At 62.8% G+C, this 20,869-nt stretch carries 18 protein-coding genes; 12 read left to right on the forward strand and 6 right to left on the reverse strand.

What is annotated here, in order from left to right; translation table 11 throughout:
- Positions 1-55: 55 nt before the first annotated feature.
- The 5 genes from ACH79_RS22040 to ACH79_RS22060 all read right to left on the reverse strand — a co-directional run bounded on the left by ACH79_RS22040 (position 56) and on the right by ACH79_RS22060 (position 5,711).
- Positions 56-1,054, reverse strand: a complete 999-nt coding sequence (locus tag ACH79_RS22040) for an ABC transporter ATP-binding protein (protein ID WP_161852875.1) — start codon at positions 1,052-1,054, stop codon at positions 56-58.
- Positions 1,051-2,049, reverse strand: coding sequence for an ABC transporter ATP-binding protein (locus tag ACH79_RS22045; protein WP_161852876.1), 999 nt, complete (start codon positions 2,047-2,049; stop codon positions 1,051-1,053). The genes ACH79_RS22040 and ACH79_RS22045 overlap by 4 nt, the downstream gene beginning before the upstream one ends.
- Positions 2,046-3,017 carry an ABC transporter permease gene (locus ACH79_RS22050; protein WP_161852877.1) on the reverse strand — a complete coding sequence of 324 codons (972 nt, stop codon included), beginning with the start codon at positions 3,015-3,017 and terminating at the stop codon, positions 2,046-2,048. Before ACH79_RS22050 ends, ACH79_RS22045 begins: the two co-directional genes overlap by 4 nt.
- Positions 3,018-3,029: 12 nt before the next feature.
- Complete coding sequence (locus ACH79_RS22055; protein WP_057854029.1) at positions 3,030-4,010, reverse strand: ABC transporter permease; 981 nt, start codon at positions 4,008-4,010, stop codon at positions 3,030-3,032.
- Between the two features lie 105 nt (positions 4,011-4,115).
- Complete coding sequence (locus tag ACH79_RS22060; protein ID WP_161852878.1) at positions 4,116-5,711, reverse strand: ABC transporter substrate-binding protein; 1,596 nt, start codon at positions 5,709-5,711, stop codon at positions 4,116-4,118.
- A 196-nt stretch (positions 5,712-5,907) separates the two neighbouring features.
- On the opposite strand from ACH79_RS22060, the gene ACH79_RS22065 reads away from it, so the two are divergent.
- From ACH79_RS22065 to ACH79_RS22095, 7 genes are all read left to right on the forward strand, one after another.
- Complete coding sequence (locus ACH79_RS22065) at positions 5,908-7,161, forward strand: FAD-binding oxidoreductase (RefSeq protein WP_161852879.1); 1,254 nt, start codon at positions 5,908-5,910, stop codon at positions 7,159-7,161.
- A gap of 97 nt (positions 7,162-7,258) precedes the next feature.
- Positions 7,259-7,510, forward strand: coding sequence for a DUF6489 family protein (locus ACH79_RS22070; protein ID WP_057839511.1), 252 nt, complete (start codon positions 7,259-7,261; stop codon positions 7,508-7,510).
- A 66-nt stretch (positions 7,511-7,576) separates the two neighbouring features.
- Complete coding sequence (locus ACH79_RS22075; RefSeq protein ID WP_246738703.1) at positions 7,577-8,311, forward strand: triacylglycerol lipase; 735 nt, start codon at positions 7,577-7,579, stop codon at positions 8,309-8,311.
- 155 nt (positions 8,312-8,466) lie between these two features.
- Positions 8,467-10,011: a wax ester/triacylglycerol synthase family O-acyltransferase gene (locus ACH79_RS22080; protein ID WP_161852881.1), complete on the forward strand. Its 1,545-nt coding sequence runs from the start codon at positions 8,467-8,469 to the stop codon at positions 10,009-10,011.
- A gap of 9 nt (positions 10,012-10,020) precedes the next feature.
- The gene (locus ACH79_RS22085; protein ID WP_161852882.1) at positions 10,021-11,016 is read left to right on the forward strand and encodes an alpha/beta fold hydrolase; all 996 of its coding nucleotides are present in this window, start codon (positions 10,021-10,023) and stop codon (positions 11,014-11,016) included.
- A 161-nt stretch (positions 11,017-11,177) separates the two neighbouring features.
- Positions 11,178-14,417, forward strand: a complete 3,240-nt coding sequence (locus tag ACH79_RS22090; RefSeq protein ID WP_161852883.1) for a bifunctional cytochrome P450/NADPH--P450 reductase — start codon at positions 11,178-11,180, stop codon at positions 14,415-14,417.
- A 144-nt stretch (positions 14,418-14,561) separates the two neighbouring features.
- On the forward strand, positions 14,562-15,236 hold the full coding sequence (locus ACH79_RS22095) for a spermidine synthase (protein WP_161852884.1): 675 nt from the start codon (positions 14,562-14,564) through the stop codon (positions 15,234-15,236).
- An 85-nt stretch (positions 15,237-15,321) separates the two neighbouring features.
- On the opposite strand, the gene ACH79_RS22100 is transcribed toward ACH79_RS22095, so the two are convergent.
- Entirely contained in the window at positions 15,322-16,236 is a 915-nt protein-coding gene (locus tag ACH79_RS22100; protein WP_161852885.1) for an alpha/beta fold hydrolase, read from the reverse strand.
- Positions 16,237-16,401: 165 nt separating this feature from the next.
- Between ACH79_RS22100 and ACH79_RS22105 the strand changes: the two genes are divergently transcribed.
- The 5 genes from ACH79_RS22105 (at position 16,402) to ACH79_RS22125 (ending at position 20,744) form a co-directional block, all read left to right on the forward strand.
- Positions 16,402-16,782 (forward strand): poly(R)-hydroxyalkanoic acid synthase subunit PhaE, encoded by a 381-nt coding sequence (locus ACH79_RS22105; protein ID WP_161852886.1) that lies wholly within the window; start codon positions 16,402-16,404, stop codon positions 16,780-16,782.
- Positions 16,779-17,861, forward strand: a complete 1,083-nt coding sequence (locus ACH79_RS22110; protein WP_161852887.1) for an alpha/beta fold hydrolase — start codon at positions 16,779-16,781, stop codon at positions 17,859-17,861. Before ACH79_RS22105 ends, ACH79_RS22110 begins: the two co-directional genes overlap by 4 nt.
- Positions 17,858-18,451, forward strand: coding sequence for a GNAT family N-acetyltransferase (locus ACH79_RS22115; RefSeq protein WP_161852888.1), 594 nt, complete (start codon positions 17,858-17,860; stop codon positions 18,449-18,451). The genes ACH79_RS22110 and ACH79_RS22115 overlap by 4 nt, the downstream gene beginning before the upstream one ends.
- A gap of 250 nt (positions 18,452-18,701) precedes the next feature.
- Positions 18,702-19,178, forward strand: coding sequence for a phasin (locus ACH79_RS22120; protein WP_161852889.1), 477 nt, complete (start codon positions 18,702-18,704; stop codon positions 19,176-19,178).
- Positions 19,179-19,457: 279 nt separating this feature from the next.
- On the forward strand, positions 19,458-20,744 hold the full coding sequence (locus tag ACH79_RS22125) for a DUF445 domain-containing protein (protein ID WP_161852890.1): 1,287 nt from the start codon (positions 19,458-19,460) through the stop codon (positions 20,742-20,744).
- The last annotated feature ends 125 nt before the right edge of the window (positions 20,745-20,869 follow it).

Genomic DNA, 20,869 nt, shown 5'->3' on the forward strand with positions numbered 1-20,869 from the left:
AGGCGAGGCCGAATGCCAACCAGTGGCATGCCACGCATTGCACCCATTCCCGTGGTCATACCACGGCGGCAGTCTCAACCGGATGGTTGACGGCGTGGCAGGCGACGCCGTCGATCAGGGCGGGCGCTTCCTTCCGGCAGAGATCGAACGCCAGCGGGCAGCGCGGGTTGAAGGCGCATCCCGGCGGCGGGTCGATCGGATTGGGAATCTCGCCCTTGACCGGAATCCGCTGGCGGCCGGACATCGCCAGATCAGGAACGGCGCCCAGCAGCATCTTGGTGTAGGGCATCCGCGGATTGGCGAACAATTCGCGGCCTTCGGCAATCTCGACGATACGGCCGAGATACATCACGCCGATCCGGGTCGCCATGTGCCGGACCACGGCAAGGTTATGGCTGATGAGGAGATAGGTCAGGCCGAATTTGTCCTGCAGGTCTCGCATCAGATTGAGGATCTGCGCCTGCACGGAGACGTCGAGCGCCGAGGTCGGCTCGTCGCAAACAATGAATTCGGCATCCGAGGCCAGCGCGCGCGCAATCGCGATGCGCTGGCGCTGGCCGCCGGAGAATTCATGCGGATATTTCAGCCCGTCGTCCGGATGCAGGCCGACGACACTCAATAATTCGCCGACGCGCGAGCGAATGTCGCGCTCGCCCTGGATCAGGTCGAAGGCGCGGATCGGCTCGGAGACGATGGCGTCGACCCGGAAGCGCGGATTGAGGCTCGCATAGGGATCCTGAAAAATCATCTGGATACGGCGGCGCAACCGCTGTCGCGCCTGGGCCTGCCTCGGATTCGTCATCGACACGCCGTCGATGACAACTTCGCCCGAGCTCGGCGGCAGCAATCCCACCACCATCCGCGCCACGGTGGTCTTGCCCGAGCCGGACTCGCCGACGAGGGCGAATGTTTCGCCCTTCCGGATATCGAACGTCACGCCGTCGACCGCCTTCAGAAATTCCAGATGGCCGCCTTCCAGAACGCGGTTGAGCCACGGTTTCGAGACGTCGAACACGCGGCGCAGATTTCTCACATCGACGTAGGAGGCCGTCATGCCGCGGTCTCCTTCGCGGTTTCGTTGGGCGCCGTATCGTAGAGATGGCAAGCCACGGCATGCGACCCCTGCTTGAGCGGCTCCGGCCGCTCGACGCGGCAGCGATCGAACGCAAAGGCGCAGCGCGGATTGAACGAGCAGCCCGGCGGTATGGCCGACAGCCGCGGCATCGAGCCCGGAATTTGCACCAGCCGCTTCTCTTCGCCCGCAAGCGTCGGGATCGCACCCATCAATCCCTTGGCGTAGGGGTGCAGCGGATCCTGCACGACGTCCTGCACCGGGCCGATTTCGGCGATCCGGCCCGAATACATCACCGCGACGCGGTCGGAGGTCTCGGCGATCACGCCCATGTCGTGGGTCACCAGCATCACGGCCGTGCCGTGGTCGCGTCCCAGCCGTTTGATCAGCGAGATGATCTGCGCCTGCACGGAGACGTCGAGCGCAGTCGTCGGCTCGTCGGCAATGATCAATTCCGGCTCGGCGCAGATCGCCAGCGCGATCACGACGCGCTGGCGCATGCCGCCGGAAAATTCATGCGGATAGGCGTCGATGCGTTTTTCCGGCGCGGGAATTCCGACCTCGGCCAGCAGATCGATCGCGCGCTTGCGCGCCGCGGTCTCCGACAGGTCCATGTGGGTCCTGATAGTTTCCACGATCTGGTCGCCGATCCGGTACAGCGGATTGAGGCTGGTCAGCGGATCCTGAAAGATCATCCCGATCCGCTTGCCCCGGATGCGGCGGATTTCTTCCGGCGGCAAATGGTCGATCCGCGTTCCCGACAGGTAGATCTCGCCGGCTGCGATGCGGCCGGGCGGATCGATCAGTCCGATTACGGCAAGGCCGGTGACCGACTTGCCGGCGCCGGACTCGCCGACCACGCCGAGCACCTCGCCCTTGGCGATGTCGAAGGACACGCCGTTGATCGCGCGCAGCGTGCTGCGGCGGGTGAGGAATTCCACCTCAAGGTTGCGCACGGAAAGGACAGGAACGGTCATCGGAGCTTTGGATTGAGCGCGTCGCGCAGCCAGTCGCCGAGCAGGTTGATGGAGAGGATCAGCCCCGCCAGCGCGATGCCGGGGAAGGCGACGATCCACCATTCGCCGGCGAACAGATAGTTGTTGCCGATCCGGATCAGGGTGCCGAGCGAGGGCATGGTGTCGGGCATGCCGGCGCCGAGGAACGACAGCGTTGCCTCGGTGATGATGGCCAGCGCCAGATTGATGGTCGCGATCACCAGGATCGGCCCCATCGTGTTCGGCAGCACGTGCCGCAGCATGATCTTGGGCGCGGGCAGGCCGATCAGCTGCGCGGCGGCAACATAGTCCTTGCTCTTCTCGACCATGACCGAGCCGCGCACGGTGCGGGCATATTGCACCCAGAAGCTCAGGCCGATCGCGACCACCAGCACCGCCAGCGTGCTCATGGCGTCCAGCCGGTTACCGAACACGGACTTGGCAACGCCGTTGACCAATAGCGCGATCAGGATGGCGGGGAAGGTGAGTTGGACGTCGGCGATACGCATGATCAGCCCGTCGACCGCGCCGCCGACATAGCCCGCGACGAGGCCAAGCGTGATGCCGAGCGTGCCGGCCAGGATGACGCCGAGCACGCCGACCACGAGCGAAATCCGCAAGCCATAGAGAATCGCCGAAAACACGTCGCGGCCCTGCTCGTCGGTGCCGAGCAGGAACGGGCTCTGGCCCTCGGCGGTCCACAGCGGCGAGATCCGGGAGTTCATCAATTGCAATTGCGCCGGATCGAACGGGTTCTGCACTGACAATTGCGAAGCAAAGATCGCCAGCAGGAAGAACAGGACGGTGACGGCGGCCGCGACCATCGTCATGCGGGAACGGCGGAACGAATAAAAGATGTCGCTGTCGAGCCCGCGCTTCAGCCAGTTCGTTCCGGAACGCGCCGCTGCTGCGTTCGGTTCAACTCGGTGTGGGACGACGGCGTCGGACATCGGATCGCTCGCTTATGCCGGACGGCTAATGGTCGAGCGCAGGCGCGGATCGACGATGGTGTAAAGGATATCGACCACCAGATTGATGGTGACGAAGATCAGCGACACCATCAGCAGGTAGGCCGCCATGATCGGGATATCGACGTTTTGCACGGCCTGCACGAACAACAATCCCATACCCGGCCACTGGAAGACGGTTTCAGTGATGATGGCAAATGCAATAACCGAGCCAAACTGCAGCCCCGCAACGGTGATGACGGGAACCAGCGTGTTCTTCAGCGCATGGCCGAAATGAATGGCGCGCGTGGTCAGGCCGCGGGCGCGGGCGAAACGGATGTAATCGGTACGGAGTACTTCGAGCATTTCAGCGCGCACCAGCCGCATGATCAGGGTCATCTGGAACAGACCGAGCGTGATCGAGGGCATGATCAGCGCCTTCAGTCCGGACAGCGTGAGCAGTCCGGTAGTCCACCAGCCGATCCGCACCACATCGCCGCGGCCGAATGAAGGCAGCCAGCCCAGCGTCACCGAGAACAGATAGATCAAGAGAATGCCGATCAGGAACGTCGGCAGCGAAATTCCGATCAGCGATACCGCCTGGAAGAACTTTGTGAGAATCGTATCGCGCCGCAGCGCCGAATAGACGCCCATCAGGATGCCGAACACCATGGCGAGAACGGTGGCGCAGGCGGCGAGCTCCAGCGTCGCCGGCATCCGCTCCATCAGCAGGTTCGAAACCGGCTGACGAAATTGATAGGAGACTCCGAACTTGAACTGTACGGCGTTGCCGAAATAGCGCGCGAACTGCACCGGCACGGGATCGTCAAGCCCGAGCGATTTGCGCACCGCTTCGCGTTCGGCGGCCGGCGTATCCAAGGAGACGATCTGGTTGACGGGGTCGCCGGCGAAACGGAACATCGAGAACGCAATGACGCCGACCGCGATCATGACGCCGATGGCCTGGATAGCACGGCGAAGAGTGAAAGCGAGCATGAATTCCTTTCACTGCTCTTTAGATGCGGCGGCGGACGTCGCTGTCGCCTCGATAAAGAAAAGTCCCGGAAGCCATAAGCCGCCGGGACCTGTGTTGCAGCCCAACTAGTCCTGTTTGGTGGCCCAGTACAGCAGGACCTGATTGTCGGCGCGCTGGCTCAGCTTGACTTTTTTCGACACGCCCCACGCCAGCGCCTGCTGATGCAGCGGGATGTATGCGAAGTCCTTGGCGCCGATCGCGTAGGCGTCCTTGATCAGGAGATCGCGCTTGTTCATGTCGGACTCCTGCAGCACCTTGTCGGTGAGTTCGTCAAGCTTCTTGTTGCAGTAGCCGCCGAGATTGGCCTCGCCGCGCGCCGATTTCGGATCGTCGCGGCAGCCCATGATGTCAAACAGGACGTTGTGGGAATCGAGCGTGCCGGGGGTCCATCCGAGCAGATAGAACGAGGTCTGATAGCCGCCGGGCTTCAGCACCTTGGCGAAATACTGCGCCTTGGGCTGGGCCAGCAGCGTCACCTTGACGCCGATGCGGGCCAGCATGCCGACGACCGCCTGACAGATCGCGGCGTCGTTGACATAGCGGTCGTTGGGGCAGTCCATCGTAACTTCGAAGCCGTCGGGGTAGCCGGCTTCGGTCAAGAGCTTCTTGGCGCCGTCAGGATCGAGTTTCGGGCGCGTGAAGTCACCGGACAGCTTGAACAATTGCGGTGCGATCATCAGCGGCGAAGGCGTCGACAGGCCACGCATGACGCGGGTCTTGATCAGTTCGATGTCGACGGCCTTGAAGAAGGCCTCGCGCACCTTGATGTCCTTGAACGGGTTCTTGCCCTTGACGTTGGAGTAGAGCAGCTCGTCGCGCACCTGATCCATGCCGAGGAAGATGGTGCGAAGTTCCGGTCCCTTCAGCACCTGGGCGTTCGGGCTGGAATCGACCCGCGTGATGTCCTGGATCGGAACCGGCTCGATGACATCGACTTCGCCCGACAGCAGTGCGGCCACGCGCGTGGCGTCCGAGCCGATCGGCGTGAACACGATTTCCTTGAGGTTATGCTCCGGTTTGCGCCACCAGTTTGGATTGGCCTTGAACACGGTCTTGACGCCGGGCTGATGGCTTTCGATCGAGAAGGCGCCGGTGCCGTTGGCATTGAGCGAGGCGAAGCTCGGCGTCGTCGCCGCGGCGGGCGTGGGCTCGACGGCATTGTTCGCCTCGGCCCATTTCTTGCTCATGATGTACCAGGTATCCCATTGCGAATTGAGGATGGGATTGGGTGAGGTCAGGACGAAGTCCACCGTGTGGTCGTCAACCTTCACGACCTTGGCGTCGGAGGGAATGCGGGTCTGCAGATTCGAGCCCTTCTTGCGGACCCGTTCCGCCGAGAAAACGACGTCGTCGGCGGTGAAGGGGTCGCCGTTCTGGAATTTCACGCCCTTGCGCAGATGGAACCGCCAGCGGGTCGGCTCCGGCGTTTCCCAGCTCTCGGCCAGCGCCGGGATGATCTTCAGGTCCTTGTCGCGGGCGGTAAGGCCTTCGAAGACGTGAGCGAGATGGGCGTGGGTGGTGCTCTCGTTCAGCGTGTAGGGATCGAGCGACTTGAGGTCGCCCTGGTTGGCATAGCGCAGGGTCTGGGCCGATGCGGGCGCCATTGCCAGCGCAAGGATCGAAGCCGTGGCCGCTGCAAGCAAAGTCTGACGTACCGACATTTGTTCGATTTCCCCGCTTGATCAGCAATTTCTACAATTAGCCGCCGATATTGCCGACCCATGTTGCCAAAGTCCAGCCACCGCGCAAAGCACGATTTCCCCGCACTGCGTGCCGATTTGCGCGGCGGTGCGGCATTGACTAGTTTCACCTTAAGACGTGCGTGTAAGCACGTTACATTGAACTTTCGGAGTGCAGATGGCGGAACTGAAGGCCGACGTTCTCGTCCTGGGTGCGGGCATGGTCGGCGTCAGCGCCGCTTTGCACCTGCAGAAGCGCGGCCGGAACGTGGTTCTGATCGACCGGCACGACATCGCCGGCGAGGAGACCAGTTACGGTAATGGCGGATTGATCGAGTGCGCCTCGGTTTTTCCCTATATGTTTCCGCGGGACGTAGGCCAGATCCTGCGCTACGCTTTCCTTCGCGCGCCGCAGGTGAGCTATCATTTCAGGGACTTGCCGGCCTTCCTGCCGTGGCTGACGCGGTATTTCCTCGCGTCGTCGCCCAAGCGTGCACTGCACAGCGCGATGGCCGAATTGCCGCTGATCCAGCGCAGCCTGATCGAGCATGAGGCGCTGATTGCGGAAGCCAATGTGCCGGAACTGTTGCGGCGGACCGGCTGGATCAAGCTGTTTCGCTCCGAGGCGACGTTTGCGGATGCGGTACAGGATCTCAAGCGCGCCGGGCAGCATGGTGTCACCGGCGAGGTGCTGGATGGGCCCGCCATTATCGCGCGCGAACCGCATCTGACCGGCGATTTCTCCGGCGCCATCCATTTTCCCACGCCGGGATTTGTGCCCGACCCCGGTGGGCTGGCCAAGGCCTATGCGGCATTGTTCGGCCGCAAGGGCGGGCGATATCTCGTCGGCGACGCCCGAACGTTGGAGCCGTCCGGCGGACGGTGGCGGGTGGCGACGCTGGAAGGCTCCATTACGGCGCGCGAAGTCGTGGTGGCGATGGGGCCGTGGTCGGACCAGGTGCTCCGGCCGCTGGGCTATTCGATCCCGCTACAGGTCAAGCGCGGCTATCACCTGCATCTCAAGCCGCGCGGCAATGCGGTCTTGCATCATCCCGTGCTGGATACCGATCTCGGCTATCTCTTGGCGCCGATGAACCGCGGCATTCGCCTGACCACCGGTGCCGAGTTTGCCCACCGCGATGCACCGCCAACGCCGGTCCAGGTCGAACGGGCGCTGCCGCGGGCGCACAAATTGTTCCCGCTGGGCGAGCCGGTCGACGCCAAGCCCTGGATGGGCGCGCGGCCCTGTCTGCCCGATATGCTGCCGGTCATCGGCAAGGCCCCCCGCCATGACGGGCTGTGGTTCGATTTCGGCCACCAGCACCATGGTCTGACGCTCGGCCCCGCCACCGGCCGCCTGCTGGCCGAAATGATGACCGGCGAGACCCCGTTTGCCGATGTCCGGCCGTTTGCCATCGAACGGTTTGGTTGACCATATCGGGAATAGAGGGGGCGGGGGGCCGGGTCTTGTCCTTGCGTGACTCGGGACATCGTGGCGATACTGCAAGGAGCCAGCAAGAGGAGCGGTCATGAAAGTTAACGTCGAAATCGATTGCACGCCGCTGGAGGCCAGGCAGTTCTTCGGATTGCCCGACGTCTCGCCGATGCAGACCGCCGTGATGGACAAGATGCAGCAGCAGGTGATGGCCAACATCGAAAAGGTCTCACCGGAGTCGCTGATCCAGAGTTGGTTCACGTTCGATCCCAAGATCGCCGAGCGATTTCAGGACATGTTCGTGACCATGGCCGGCCTTGGCGGCATGACCAAGAAGGATAAGTAAGTGACGGTCGCGGAGAGCGCGGCTGCAACGGAGGAGCAAAGGCTTCGGCCACCCAGCCTGTTTCTGATGCTGGCCGAGACGAGGGCGCTGTTCGAACTGAACTCGAGCCTGTTGCTGTCGCCGCTCTTGATGCGCGCGCCGCGCGGCGACGGACATCCGGTGCTGACGCTGCCGGGCTTTCTTGCCAGCGATCTTTCGATGGCGCCGATGCGGCGCTACCTGAAAGAGCTCGGCTACGACGCCTATGCGTGGAACATGGGCCGCAATTTCGGCGGCGTTGCTTCCAAGCGCGGTGCGTTGCGCGAGCTCCTGCGGCGCATTCATGACCAGACCGGTCGCAATGTCAGTCTGGTCGGCTGGAGTCTCGGCGGCGTCTATGCGCGCGATCTCGCGCTGCAGATGCCGGACATGGTGCGCTCCGTGATCACGCTCGGTAGCCCGTTTGCCAACGACATCCGGGCGACCAACGCGACGCGTCTGTATGAGGCGCTCTCGGGAGAGACGGTCGACGACAATCCGGAAATCCGTCAGGCGATCGCCGGTGACCTGCCGGTGCCAGCGACCTCGATCTATTCTCGGACCGACGGCATCGTGAACTGGCACACCAGCCTGTTGCGTCCCTCGGAAACCGCCGAAAACATCGAGGTGTACTTCGCCAGCCATATCGGGCTCGGCGTCAACCCCGCGGCATTATGGGCGGTGGCCGACCGTCTGGCGCAGACGGAGGGCGAATTTAAGCATTTTGACCGATCAGGACCATTTGCCATTGCCTACGGCCCCCCTGAAAATGCACAATCGTAAGTTAAACGCCCTGAGCTAGGGCATGATCCCGAAACATCCCGCCCTGCAATTGATGCGGGATGGCTAGCGGTTTTCGGATATGCTCCAATAACAAAGACATTCCAGACGCCAGAAGCGCCGCCAAGGCGCCGCGTTATCTACTGCGGGAGGAAAGCATGGCGGACGCAAAGAAACTGTCTTCGCTGGACGCGTCGTTTCTGTATCTGGAAACGCCGGAAATGCCGATGCATGTCGGCAGCATGGCGATCTTCCGCCTGCCCGATGGCTACAAGGGCGACTTCTTCGAAGAGTTCAAGGCCATGATTGCCTCGCGGCTGCACATCGCGCCGATCCTGAAAGCGCGCCTGGAGAAGGCTCCGCTCGACATTGATCATCCCTCCTGGGTCGAAGACGATCAGTTCGACATCGACCGCCACATCTTTCGCGCCAGCCTGCCGGCGCCGCGCGATCGCGCGACGCTGGAACGCATCGTCGGCTGGATGCATGCAAAACTGCTCAACCGCGCCCGCCCGCTCTGGGAGTTCTATGTCTTCGAAGGCATGAAGGACAACGAGATCGGGCTGTACTCCAAGATGCACCATGCCTGCATCGACGGTGGCGCCGGCGCAGCGCTTACCAGCATGATCTACGACATCACGCCGGTGCCGCGTGAAGTCGAACCGCCGAGCGCGCGCAGGGTGGCGCAGGAGCCGCGCGACATCGCCGCCAACCTGATCGATTCTTACCAGCAGCTCTGGACCCAGCCGTTCGACGCCAAGGCGGCGCCAAAGAGTCTCGAACTGCCGCGTACGGGAAAAAGCGATCTCGGCTCGATCCTGTTCGACAACGCCATGTTCCAGATCGAAACTGCGGTGAAGTTCGCAAGCAGCGTGCCGACGATGCTGAAGTCTCTCTCCGACGTGGTCGGCAAGATTTCCGATCCGAAATCGCGCGATAGTCTGGCCAGCATGGCCTCGCCGCCGACCATGCTCAACAAGACGATCTCGTCGGAACGCAGCTTTGCCGGCGTCTCGATCTCGCTGTCGCGCGCAAAGGCGCTGGCAAAGGCGTCCGGCGGCAAGCTCAACGACGTCGTGCTGGCGCTGTCTTCGGGCGTGGTGCGGCGCTACCTGCTCAGCCAGGGCGGTCTGCCGAACAAATCCCTGACGGCGGCGGTGCCGATCTCGCTGCGCGAGGAGGGCAATGCCGACGCCAACAACCAGGTGTTCGGCATGATCTGCTCGATCGCCACCAATATCGAGGATCCGAAGGGACGGCTGGAAACCATCATCGCGCAATCCACCAAGTCGAAGGAGATGTCGCATCCGCTGCGAGCGCTGATGCCGCAGGTCTCCAACCTCTCGATGCTGGGCGCGCCGATCGTGACCCAGATATTGGCGCTGCTCTACAGCCGTTCCAACCTTTCCGACGTGCTGCCGCCGGCAGCCAACATCACCGTATCCAACGTCCCCGGACCGCGGCAGACGCTGTATGCCGCCGGCGCAGAGCTCCTGCACATCTTCCCGGTGTCGATCTCGACGCATGGCATTGCGCTCAACATCACCGTGCAGAGCTACCGCGACCAGCTCGATTTCGGCTTCATCGCCGGCGCCAACATCATTCCGCATGTCCAGGTCCTCTGCGACATGCTTCCGGTCGAATTTGAAGCGCTGGAGGCGGCATACGCACCGCCGCCGAACATGACCAGTGCAGCTGAATAGGAAGTTGACATGATTGAAATGCCGCCGCTGCAGTTCGCCCACGTGAACGGCATTCGCATGGGCTTCTACGAGGCGGGGCCCCAATCCGATAAGCCGCCGATCGTCCTCTGCCACGGCTGGCCGGAGCTGGCGTTTTCCTGGCGTCACCAGATCAAGGCCTTGAGCGAGGCCGGCATCCGCGTGATTGCGCCGGATCAGCGCGGCTATGGCGCGACCGACCGGCCTGAAGCGGTCGAGGACTACGACATCGAGCACCTGACCGGCGACCTCGTCGGCCTGCTCGATCATCTCGAGATCCGCAAGGCGATCTTTGTCGGTCACGATTGGGGTGGCTTCATCGTCTGGCAGATGCCGCTGCGGCATCTCGATCGCACCGCGGGCGTCGTCGGTGTCAATACCCCTCACATGGATCGCGCGCCGGCGGATCCCATCGAACTGTTCCGCATGCGCTTTGGCGACCAGATGTATATCGTGCAGTTTCAGGACCCGGCGCGCGAACCCGATCGAATATTCGGCAGCCGAGTCGAACAGACCTTTGATGCCTTCATGCGCAAGCCGGTGCCACGCCGCGACACTACGCCCGCAGACCAGCCGGTCGCCGGTGTTGGCGCCTCGCCCAGGCTCAACCTGGCGTTTCCGCAAATGATCGCCGGCTACGACGCCAAACATGATCCGCGCACGCCGATCCTGAGCCCGGAAGAAAAGAAGGTGTTCGTCGATACCTTCACGAAAACCGGGTTTACTGGCGGCATAAATTGGTACCGCAACATGTCGCGCAATTGGCAACGTTCGGAGTGGCTGGACCACACCGTGCGGGTGCCATCGCTGATGATCATGGCCGAAAACGATCACGTGCTGCCGCCATCGGCCGCCGATGGCATGGAGAAGCTCGTGCCAGATCTGGAGAAGTATCTGGTGCGCGACAGCGGCCATTGGACGCAGCAGGAAAAGCCGGACGAGGTCAGCAGCAAGCTGATCGAATGGCGCAGGAAAAGATTTGGGTAGGTCCGCATAACAAGCCGTCATTGCGAGCAGCGCAGCGACGAAGCAATCCATTCTTTCTTTTCGCCGAGCGATGGGTTGCTTCCGCCTTCGCTCTACGGGCTACGGCGGACAAGTCGCTTCGCTCGCAATGACGGTTGAGGCAGGCAGGAGATACTTCGACAATGGCGTCCCCTAACAAATTGAGTCCGATTCCGCATCCGCCGAAGAAACCTGTCGTCGGCAACATGCTGTCGCTGGATCCGAACGCGCCGGTGCAGCACCTGGTCAAGCTTTCCAAGGAGCTCGGGCCAATCTTCTGGCTCGACATGATGGGTGCGCCGATCGTCATCGCCTCCGGCCACGACCTGATCGACGAACTCTCCGACGAGAAGCGCTTCGACAAGACCGTGCGCGGCTCGCTGCGCCGTGTCCGCGCCGTGGGCGGCGACGGGCTGTTCACAGCCGACACGTCAGAGCCGAACTGGAGCAAGGCGCATAACATCCTGCTGCAGCCGTTCGGCAACCGCGCGATGCAGTCCTACCATCCGAGCATGGTCGATATCGCCGAGCAGCTCGTCAAGAAATGGGAACGGCTCAACCCCGACGACGAAATCGACGTCGTGCAAGACATGACGGCGCTGACGCTCGACACCATCGGGCTATGCGGTTTCGACTACCGTTTCAATTCATTCTACCGGCGCGACTATCATCCGTTCGTGGAATCGCTGGTGCGCTCGCTCGAAACCATCATGATGACCCGCGGCCTGCCGCTGGAAAACCTCTGGATGCAGAAGCGGCGCAAGACACTGGCCCAGGACGTCGTCTTCATGAACAAGATGGTCGACGAGATCATCGCCGAGCGCCGCGGCAATGCCGAAGCCGCCGAAGGCAAGAAGGACATGCTGGGCGCCATGATGACCGGCGTCGACCGCGCCACCGGCGAGCAGCTTGACGACGTCAACATCCGCTACCAGATCAACACCTTCCTGATCGCAGGTCACGAAACCACCAGTGGCCTATTGTCATGCACGATCTACGCGCTGCTCAAGCATCCGGAAATCCTCAAGAAGGCCTATGAGGAAGTCGACCGGGTACTCGGGCCCGATATCAACGCAAAACCGACCTATCAGCAGGTCACGCAGCTCACCTACATCACGCAGGTGTTGAAGGAGGCGCTGCGGATGTGGCCGCCGGCGCCGGCCTACGGCATCACGCCGCTCAACGACGAGACCATCGGCGGCGGCAAGTACAAGCTGCGGAAGAACACGTTCATCACGGTCTTGGTGATGGCGCTGCATCGCGACCCCAGTGTCTGGGGTCCGAATCCTGATGTCTTCGATCCCGAGAATTTCAGCCGCGAGGCTGAAGCCAAGCGCCCGATCAACGCCTGGAAGCCGTTCGGCAACGGCCAGCGCGCCTGTATCGGCCGCGGCTTTGCGATGCACGAGGCGGCGCTGGCGATCGGCATGATCCTGCAGCGCTTCAAACTGATCGACCACCACCGCTACCAGATGCACCTGAAGGAAACGTTGACGGTCAAGCCGGATGGTTTCAAGATCAAGGTGCGTCCGCGCGCCGACAAGGATCGCGGTGCCTTCGCCGGCCGCGCTGCGGTCGCGGTGGCCGCGGCGAACGCGGCGGCCCCGCAGGCACGAACCCGCCCCGGACACAACACGCCGCTACTCGTGCTCTACGGCTCCAACCTCGGCACCGCGGAAGAGCTGGCAACGCGAGTTGCAGACCTCGCTGAGGTCAACGGCTTCTCGACCAGGCTCGGCGCACTCGACGATCACGTCGGTAAATTGCCGGAGGAGGGCGCGCTGATGGTGTTCTGCGCTTCCTACAACGGCGCTGCCCCTGATAACGCGACGCAGTTCGTCAAATGGCTGGACAGCGGCCTGCCGAAGGATGCGTTCGCCAAGGTGCGCTATGCCGTGTTCGGCTGCGGCAACAGCGACTGGGCGGCGACCTATCAATCCGTGCCGCGCATCATCGACGAGCAGTTGGCCGCACATGGCGCGCGCAGCCTTTATGGCCGAGGCGAGGGCGATGCCCGCAGCGATCTCGACGGCCAGTTCGAGAAATGGTTCGCGGCAGCGGCGCCTGCGGCGATGAAGGAGTTGGGCGTCGATTCCAGTTTCGCCCGCAGCGCCGACGATGCGCCGCTGTACGCGATCGAGCCGGTGGCGCCTTCGGCCGTCAACACGATCGTTACCCAGGGCGGCGTCGCGCCGATGAAGGTGCTGGTCAATTCCGAACTGCAGAACAGGGCCGGCGCCAATCCTTCCGACCGTTCGACCCGGCATATCGAGGTGGAATTGCCGCCCGGCATCACCTACCGCGTCGGCGACCATCTCAGCGTGGTGCCGCGCAACGACCCGGCGCTGGTCGATTCCGTCGCGCGCCGTTTCGGCTTCTTGCCGGCCGACCAGGTCAGGCTTCATGTCGCCGAAGGCCGCCGCGCGCAATTGCCGGTCGGTGACGCCGTTTCAGTCGGGCGATTGTTGACGGAGTTCGTGGAGCTGCAGCAGATCGCAACCCGCAAGCAGATCCAGATCATGTCGGAACACACGCGCTGTCCAATCACCAAGCCGAAGCTGCTTGCCTATGTCGGCGACGATGCCGCGTCGACAGAGCTTTATCGTTCGGACGTCCTCGCCAAGCGCAAATCGGTGTTCGATCTGCTGGAGGAGCATCCGGCCTGCGAACTGCCGTTCCACTGCTATCTCGAAATGCTGTCGCTGCTGGCGCCGCGTTATTATTCGATCTCATCGTCGCCCTCGTCCGACTCGGCGCGCTGCAGCGTCACCGTCGGCGTGGTGGAAGCGCCGGCGAGTTCGGGACGCGGCGTCTACAAGGGCGTCTGCTCAAACTATCTCTCCGGCCGCCGCGTCGGTGATACCGTTCATGCCACCGTGCGCGAGACCAAGGCCGGCTTCCGTCTGCCGGATGATCCTTTGGTGCCTGTGATCATGATCGGCCCCGGCACGGGGCTGGCGCCGTTCCGCGGCTTCCTGCAAGAGCGCGCGCATCGCAAGGCGCAAGGCGCCAAGCTGGGGCCGGCGCTGCTGTTCTTCGGCTGCCGCCATCCCGAACAGGATTTCCTCTATGCGGATGATTTGAAGGCCTTCGCCGCCGATGGCATCGCCGAGCTGCACACCGCGTTCTCGCGCGCCGACGGGCCAAAGACCTATGTGCAGCACCAGGTGGCGGCGCAGAAGGACCGCGTCTGGAACCTGATCGAGCAGGGCGCGATCGTCTATGTCTGCGGCGACGGCGGCAAGATGGAGCCGGACGTCAAGGCGGCTCTGGTCGCGATCTATCGCGAAAAGTCGGGCGCGGACGCCGATGCCGGCCTGCGCTGGATCGACGATCTCGGCACGGAGAACCGCTACGTGCTGGATGTGTGGGCGGGTGGGTAGGTTCGTAGAGTGGGCAAAGGCCCTCTTGCGCCGTGCCCACCATTGTAACCTCGGCTTCGCTTGCAATGGTGGGCACGCTACGCTTTGCCCACCCTACGGTTCATCGCGAGCCGCGCCATCGCGCAATCATGCTAAAAGCCCCGCATGATTCCCTGGGAAAAGATCGACACCGCCCGCATTCCCGGCACCGACGATGAACTCCGCCTGAAGCGGCGGGGCGAGGAATTCTCGATCATGCTCGGCAGCAACGAGCTGATGAACAGCCGCCTGTCCGGCTCGGAAGAGGCGCTCGCCACGCTCGCAGCAAAGAAGATCGAGAAGGTCGCCAGCCCGCATATGCTCATCGGCGGCCTCGGCATGGGCTTTACCCTGCGCGCCGCGCTCGCGGTTCTCGGCGGCAAGGCAAGGATCGAGGTGGTGGAACTGGTCCCGGCCGTCGTCGCCTGGGCGCGCGGTCCGATGGCCGAAATCTTCGGTGACAGCCTGAATGATCCGCGCGTCACCGTCCGCGAGGCTGATGTCGCCGAAATCATCCGGTCGCATCGGTCGAAATTCGACGCCATTCTGCTCGACGTCGACAATGGACCGGAGGGGCTGACCCGCAAGGGCAATGATGCGCTCTACAGCGCAAGCGGATTGAACGCGGCGCGCACAGCGCTGCGGCCGGGAGGCGTGCTGGCGGTCTGGTCTTCCGGCCCCAATGCGGCGTTCACAAAACGCCTTCGCAGCGCGGGCTTTGACGTCAACGAAATCAACATCCGCGCTACCGGCAAAGGCCGCGGCGTGCGTCACATCATCTGGATTGCAAGCAAATCGTAGCCCGGGTGGAGCGCAGCGCAACCCGGGGGCGTACCGATGCTGGTCGAATCCCGGATTACGCTGCGCTCCATCCGGGCTACGAATACTACGCCGCCTTCGCCGCCGCGCCATGCGCGTGCTTGTCGATCGCGTCGATGATCTGCGGCCACATCGGGATCGGCAGTGCGTGGCCCATGCCTTCGATCATCAGCAGCTTTGCGCCGGGGATGGACGCCGCGGTGTCCTTGCCGCCTTCGGGCCGCACCAGCGGGTCGACGGTGCCGTGAATGACCAGCGTCGGCACCTTCACCTGAGCCAGCCGTTCCTTGCGGCTGCCCGAGGCCAGCACCGCCCGCAACTGCCGACCGACGCCGGCGGGGTTGAGACCGCGCTCATAGGTGCGTGCGGCGCGCGCCGGATCGAGCGCCTCGTCCTCAGGAAAGGAGCCGACGCGCAGCACTTTCCAGGTCTTGGCGAAACGCTCGAAATATTCTTCCTTCGATGTTGGCGGCGGCGCCATCAGCACGGCGGCAGCCTCGCGCGTCGGCGGCGGGATCTTGGGATTGCCCGTGGTGGACATGATCGACGTCAGCGAACGCACCCGCTGCGGGAACGAGATCGCGATTTCCTGCGCGATCATGCCGCCCATCGACGCGCCGACGAGGTGCGCGGACTGGATGCCGAGCACGTCCATCAGGCCGACGGTGTCCTTGGCCATGTCGATCAGTCTGTAGGTCGAGGCCACCGGGATCTTCAGGAACCGCTGCTTCAAGAGTTCGAACGGCGTCAGCCGCTTGCCGCCAGTAAAATGTGAGGACTTGCCGATGTCGCGATTGTCAAAGCGGATGACGCGAAAGCCGCGCCCGGCGAGCTGGCGGCAGAAATCGTCATCCCAATGGATCATCTGGGCGCCGAGGCCCATGATCAGGAGCAGCGGTTCCGAAGCCGGATCGCCGAAGATCTCGTAGCAGATGTTGATGCCGTTGGCGCGGGCGATCTGTGGCGGCTGATGGGCGAGCATCGCGTGTGTCTTCCCTCACTCAAGTGATACCGGAGCAACTATGGCATGCTTTCCCGCACCGCAGAAGGCTTGGCAGCGGTTGACCGGCCCGCCGCAACGGTGTGGTATGGGCCAAATACAAGCGAAGCGTGGCAAGCGCTCGTAACCGTCAGGGAGAGGGCGCCAATGGCCGATAAAAGCAACGATCCTGCCGTGATCTGGCAGACCATGATCGGGGAGATGGAAAAGGGGTTCAACTCCTTTGCCAACCAGGCAATGGCGTCGCCCGAGTTTTCCAAGGTCATGAACCAGGTCGGTGGCGCCACCGCGGGCGCGCAGAAGCAGCTCGGCGAGCTGATGGAAAAGTATCTCTTGGCGATGAACCTGCCGAGCCGGGCGCAGATGGTCGGCATGGCCGAGCGCATCCAGGCCATCGAAGGTCAGCTCAATGAGATCAAGGTGCTGCTGCAGCAGGTGCATCATAATTCGCTCGCTCCGGAGAGCGGCTACGGCACGCCACGACCGCCGCGCACCAAGCGTCCGCCATCGGAGGGTGAGCAAAAATGAACGCTCCCACCGGTCTCGATTTCGCCTCCATCTCGGAGCGGGTCCAGTCCGAGGTGCAGCGCGCGATCCAGCGCAGCATCAAGGGCGTTGAATATTTTTCTTCGTCGGGTCCCTCGCTCGGTTCGACGCCGAAGGACATCCTGGCCGTTCGCGGCACCATGAACCTCTACCACTACCGCCCCATTGCGGATGAAATCTACCGCGTGCCGATCCTGATCGTGATGGCGACCACCAATCGCGGCTACATCCTCGACATGGTGCCCGGCCAGAGCTTCATCGAGTTTCTCCTGAAGCGCGGCTACGACGTCTACATGCTGGATTGGACCGCGCCGAAGCCGGAAGAGAAAAGCCTGCGGATGGAGGACTACGTTCTCGACTTCATTCCGGATTGCGTCCGCCGCGTGCAGCAGGATTCCGGCGAACGCGACGTCACCGTGATCGGCTATTGCTTCGGCGGCGTGCTGTCGCTGCTATATGGCTCGATCTTCAATGACGGGCCGATGAAGAACCTGATCTGCTTCACCACGCCGATCGATTTCCGGGAGATGAAGCTGTTCCAGAATTTCTCCGACCGCCGCTATTTCGACGTCGACCGCCTCGTCGACAGCGTCGGCAACGTGCCGCCGGAAATGATCCTGTCCTCGTTCGAGATGCTGCGGCCGGCCTCGCGCACCGTCAGCCAGGTGCAATTGTGGGAAAACATCTGGAACGACGAGTTCGTGAAATCCTACCGGATGTTCGACCGCTGGGCGACCGATACGCTGCCGCTGGCCGGAGAGTATTTCCGCGACATCACCAAGAACCTGATGTGGGACAACAAGCTCTATAACGACGCCATGTCGGTCGGCGGCCGCGCCGCGGATCTTTCCAAGATCACGGTGCCGATCCTGCATGCGGTCGCCGAGCACGATCACATCGTGCCCTATGACGCCGCCAAGCACCTGATCGCCAAGGTCGGCTCGACCGACAAGGAAGAGGTGATGCTGAAGGGCGGCCACGTCAGCCTCGTCGCCGGCGCCAACGCCATCAAGCGGCTGTGGCCGAAACTGGATTCCTGGCTAGGTAAGAGATCAACATGAGCGAGACACGTTCCTATCCCCGCCACGTCAAGACCGACGCGGGCGACATCGAATTTCGCCTGATGTCGCGCGCCGACGAGCCGGCGGTGCTGGCGTTTGCACAACAGCTGCCGACGCATGATCTGCTGTTCCTGCCGCGCAATATCAGCCAGCCCAAAGTGCTGTCGGCCTGGGTCAACGAGATCGAACGCGGCGCCATCGTCAGCCTGCTGGCAGTGAAGGGCGGGACGGTGGTCGGCTGCGGCACCCTGGTGCGGGACCCGCATTCCTGGTCGCCGCATGTCGGCGAGATCCGGATGGTGGTCTCGCTGGATGTCCGCGGGCAGGGGGTTGGCCGGGCGCTGTCGCAGGAGACCTTTGCCCTCGCTTTGGGCGCCGGCATGGAGAAGCTGTCGGTCCAGATGACGGTCGACCAGCAGGCGGCGATCACGCTGTTCGAAAGCCTGGGCTTCAAGGCCGAGGCCCTGCTGCGGGACCACGTCCGGGACGTCGACGGCAAGAAGCACGATATCGTCGTGCTCGGGCACAATGTGGCGCAGGTCCGGGCGCAGCTCGAGGCGTATGGGGTCCCCGGGGCGGTGCAGCACTGAGGGCCAACCACAAAATCGCGAAACAACCCCATGCACAGTAGGCGGGGTCGCTCCGGCATTAGCCTAAAGTGGAATTTTTGCTGGTTTCGTGGGCACATCGCTCACCCTTCAGGCTAATCACGAATTCGTGATATCGCGCTGCAACATTAATGTTGCGTCGCACCATTAACTATGGCATAACACTCGTGCCCCGGGCCAATCCGGACGGGGTGAGCCCCGTTGCTCAAACCTGAGGATGGAGAGACCCCCAATGACCACCGATACCAATTCCGTGCTGAACACCGTCAAGGAAGCCTTCGCGCCCGTCACCGAGGCGTTCACCAAGCTCCAGAACCTGGAAGTTCCGGAAGCCGCCCGTGAGTTCGTGAAGAAGCAGGCCGAGACCGCGAAGGTTCGTGCTGCCGACTTCCATGCCGGTTCCGAGAAGGTCACCGCCGCGATCGAGACCGCTGTTGCCGGTTCGGTCACCGAGGCCGCCAAGATCAGCCGCAACATTCAGCAGGCGCTGTACCAGGACGCGGAAGCGTTCTTCGCCGGCATCGACAAGCTCGCTTCGGCCAAGTCGCTGAGCGAAGCCGCCCAGATCCAGTCGGACCTGGTCCGTGCGCGCGGCGAAGTGCTCGTCTCGCGGGCGAAGGCCTCCACCGAGTATCTCGGCAAGCTCGTCGCCGACGGTGCCAAGACCGCGCAGGACAATTTCTCCAAGGTCTATTCCAAGACCGCCTGATCGCGATCGCCTGATAACTGCCCAATTCGAAGGCCCGCTTAAGCGGGCCTTCTTTTTGTCGGGCGTCGGCATAGATCAATGCTGCATCCTCCTCCGTCATTGCCTGCGACAAACGCGAAGCGTTTGCGCAAGGGAGCGAAGCGGACGACTTGTCTGACGAAGCTCCGCGAGAAGGCGGAAGCAATCCACCTTTCCGCCCGCGGTGAGATGGATTGCTTCGCTGCGCTCGCAAATGACGGAGTAAGCTGACGCAGGCGCGAATCTCCTTCGAAAGCCGTCATGACGCTTCCCGCCACCTTCGTCATCGACACGCCCGGCGACGCCGCCCGCGCCGCCGAGCTGCGGCGCGTGAAGTTGCTGGCGACGGGGGTGCTGGCGGCGACGTTTGTCGTTTTCCTTGGCGCGAAGGCGTTGGTGCCGATGCATCCGGTCTTCGGCTTTATCGCCGCCTTTGCCGAGGCTGCGACCATCGGCGGTCTCGCTGACTGGTACGCCGTGGTGGCGCTGTTCAAGCGGCCATTGGGCCTGCCGATCCCGCACACTGCGATCATCCAGAGCAACCAGCACCGCATCGCCGACAAGCTCGGCGAATTCATCGAGCAGCATTTCCTGGAGGCCGCGCCCGTCGAAGCCAAGCTGCGGCAGATCGATTTCGGCTCGTTCATCGCCGACTGGCTGCGCGACCGCAAGCGCAGCGAGGATCTCGCGCGGTTTGCGTTGCGGCTGCTGCCGGAAGCGTTCGCGGCGACGGAGAATTCCGGGCTGGTGACCTTCGTCAGCCGGCGCATCACCGCGCAACTGATGGCGATCGATCTCGCGCCGCTCGCCGCCGGCACCTTGCGCGCGTTCGTGAAGGAGGGCAGGCACCGAGGTCTGCTCGATGATCTCCTCCGCGGCGTGCATGAGACGATGACGCAGGCCGAGACGATGGCGATGATCCGCGAAAAGATCCGCGCCGAATTACCGACGCTCTTAAAACTCTATCGCGCCGACAAGTTTCTGGTGAACAAGATCGTGGCTTCCGCCACCGCTTTTTTCGACGAAGTCCGTAACGATCCGGCTCATCCGTTCCGTGGCGAGTTCGATCGGATGGTGCTGACCTTCGTCGATCGGCTCGGCACCGATCCTGTTTATGCCGAACGCATCCAGGGCCTGAAGCGCGATCTGCTGGCGCGTCCCGAACTGACCAGCCTTGCGCGCCACATTTGGGAGAATACGCGATCGTTCTTCGAGCGCAGCGCGTCAGGCGAGACGCAGGTGCTGGAGCAATATCTCGTGCGCATGTTCGTAACAGCCGGCGAGGCCTTGGCCGGCGATGTCGAACTGCGTACCGAAATCAACCAGGGTCTCGTTGCGGTGATGCGCACCGTGGTCGCCGAACAGAAGAGCGGCGTCTCCACCTTCATCTCCGATCAGGTGAAATCCTGGGACATGGGGCAGCTGATCGCGCTGATCGAAATCAACATCGGCCGCGATCTGCAATACATCCGCTTCAACGGCTCGCTGATCGGCGGGCTTGCAGGATTGGCGCTCTACACCCTCGAATACCTGCTTCGGTTGCTGTGACTAATTCATCACGACAACGCTTTTACTTGTCCCAAGTGTGATCTGGCCCGCTTGCAAGAGCAAAATCGGTTCCTTAGCTTTTTATGGAGCCATGTTGCGCTGCGGAACGATTCTGCTGCGTTTGC

It is taken from the genome of Bradyrhizobium sp. CCBAU 051011, from assembly GCF_009930815.1.
In the GTDB taxonomy this organism is placed as follows: domain Bacteria; phylum Pseudomonadota; class Alphaproteobacteria; order Rhizobiales; family Xanthobacteraceae; genus Bradyrhizobium.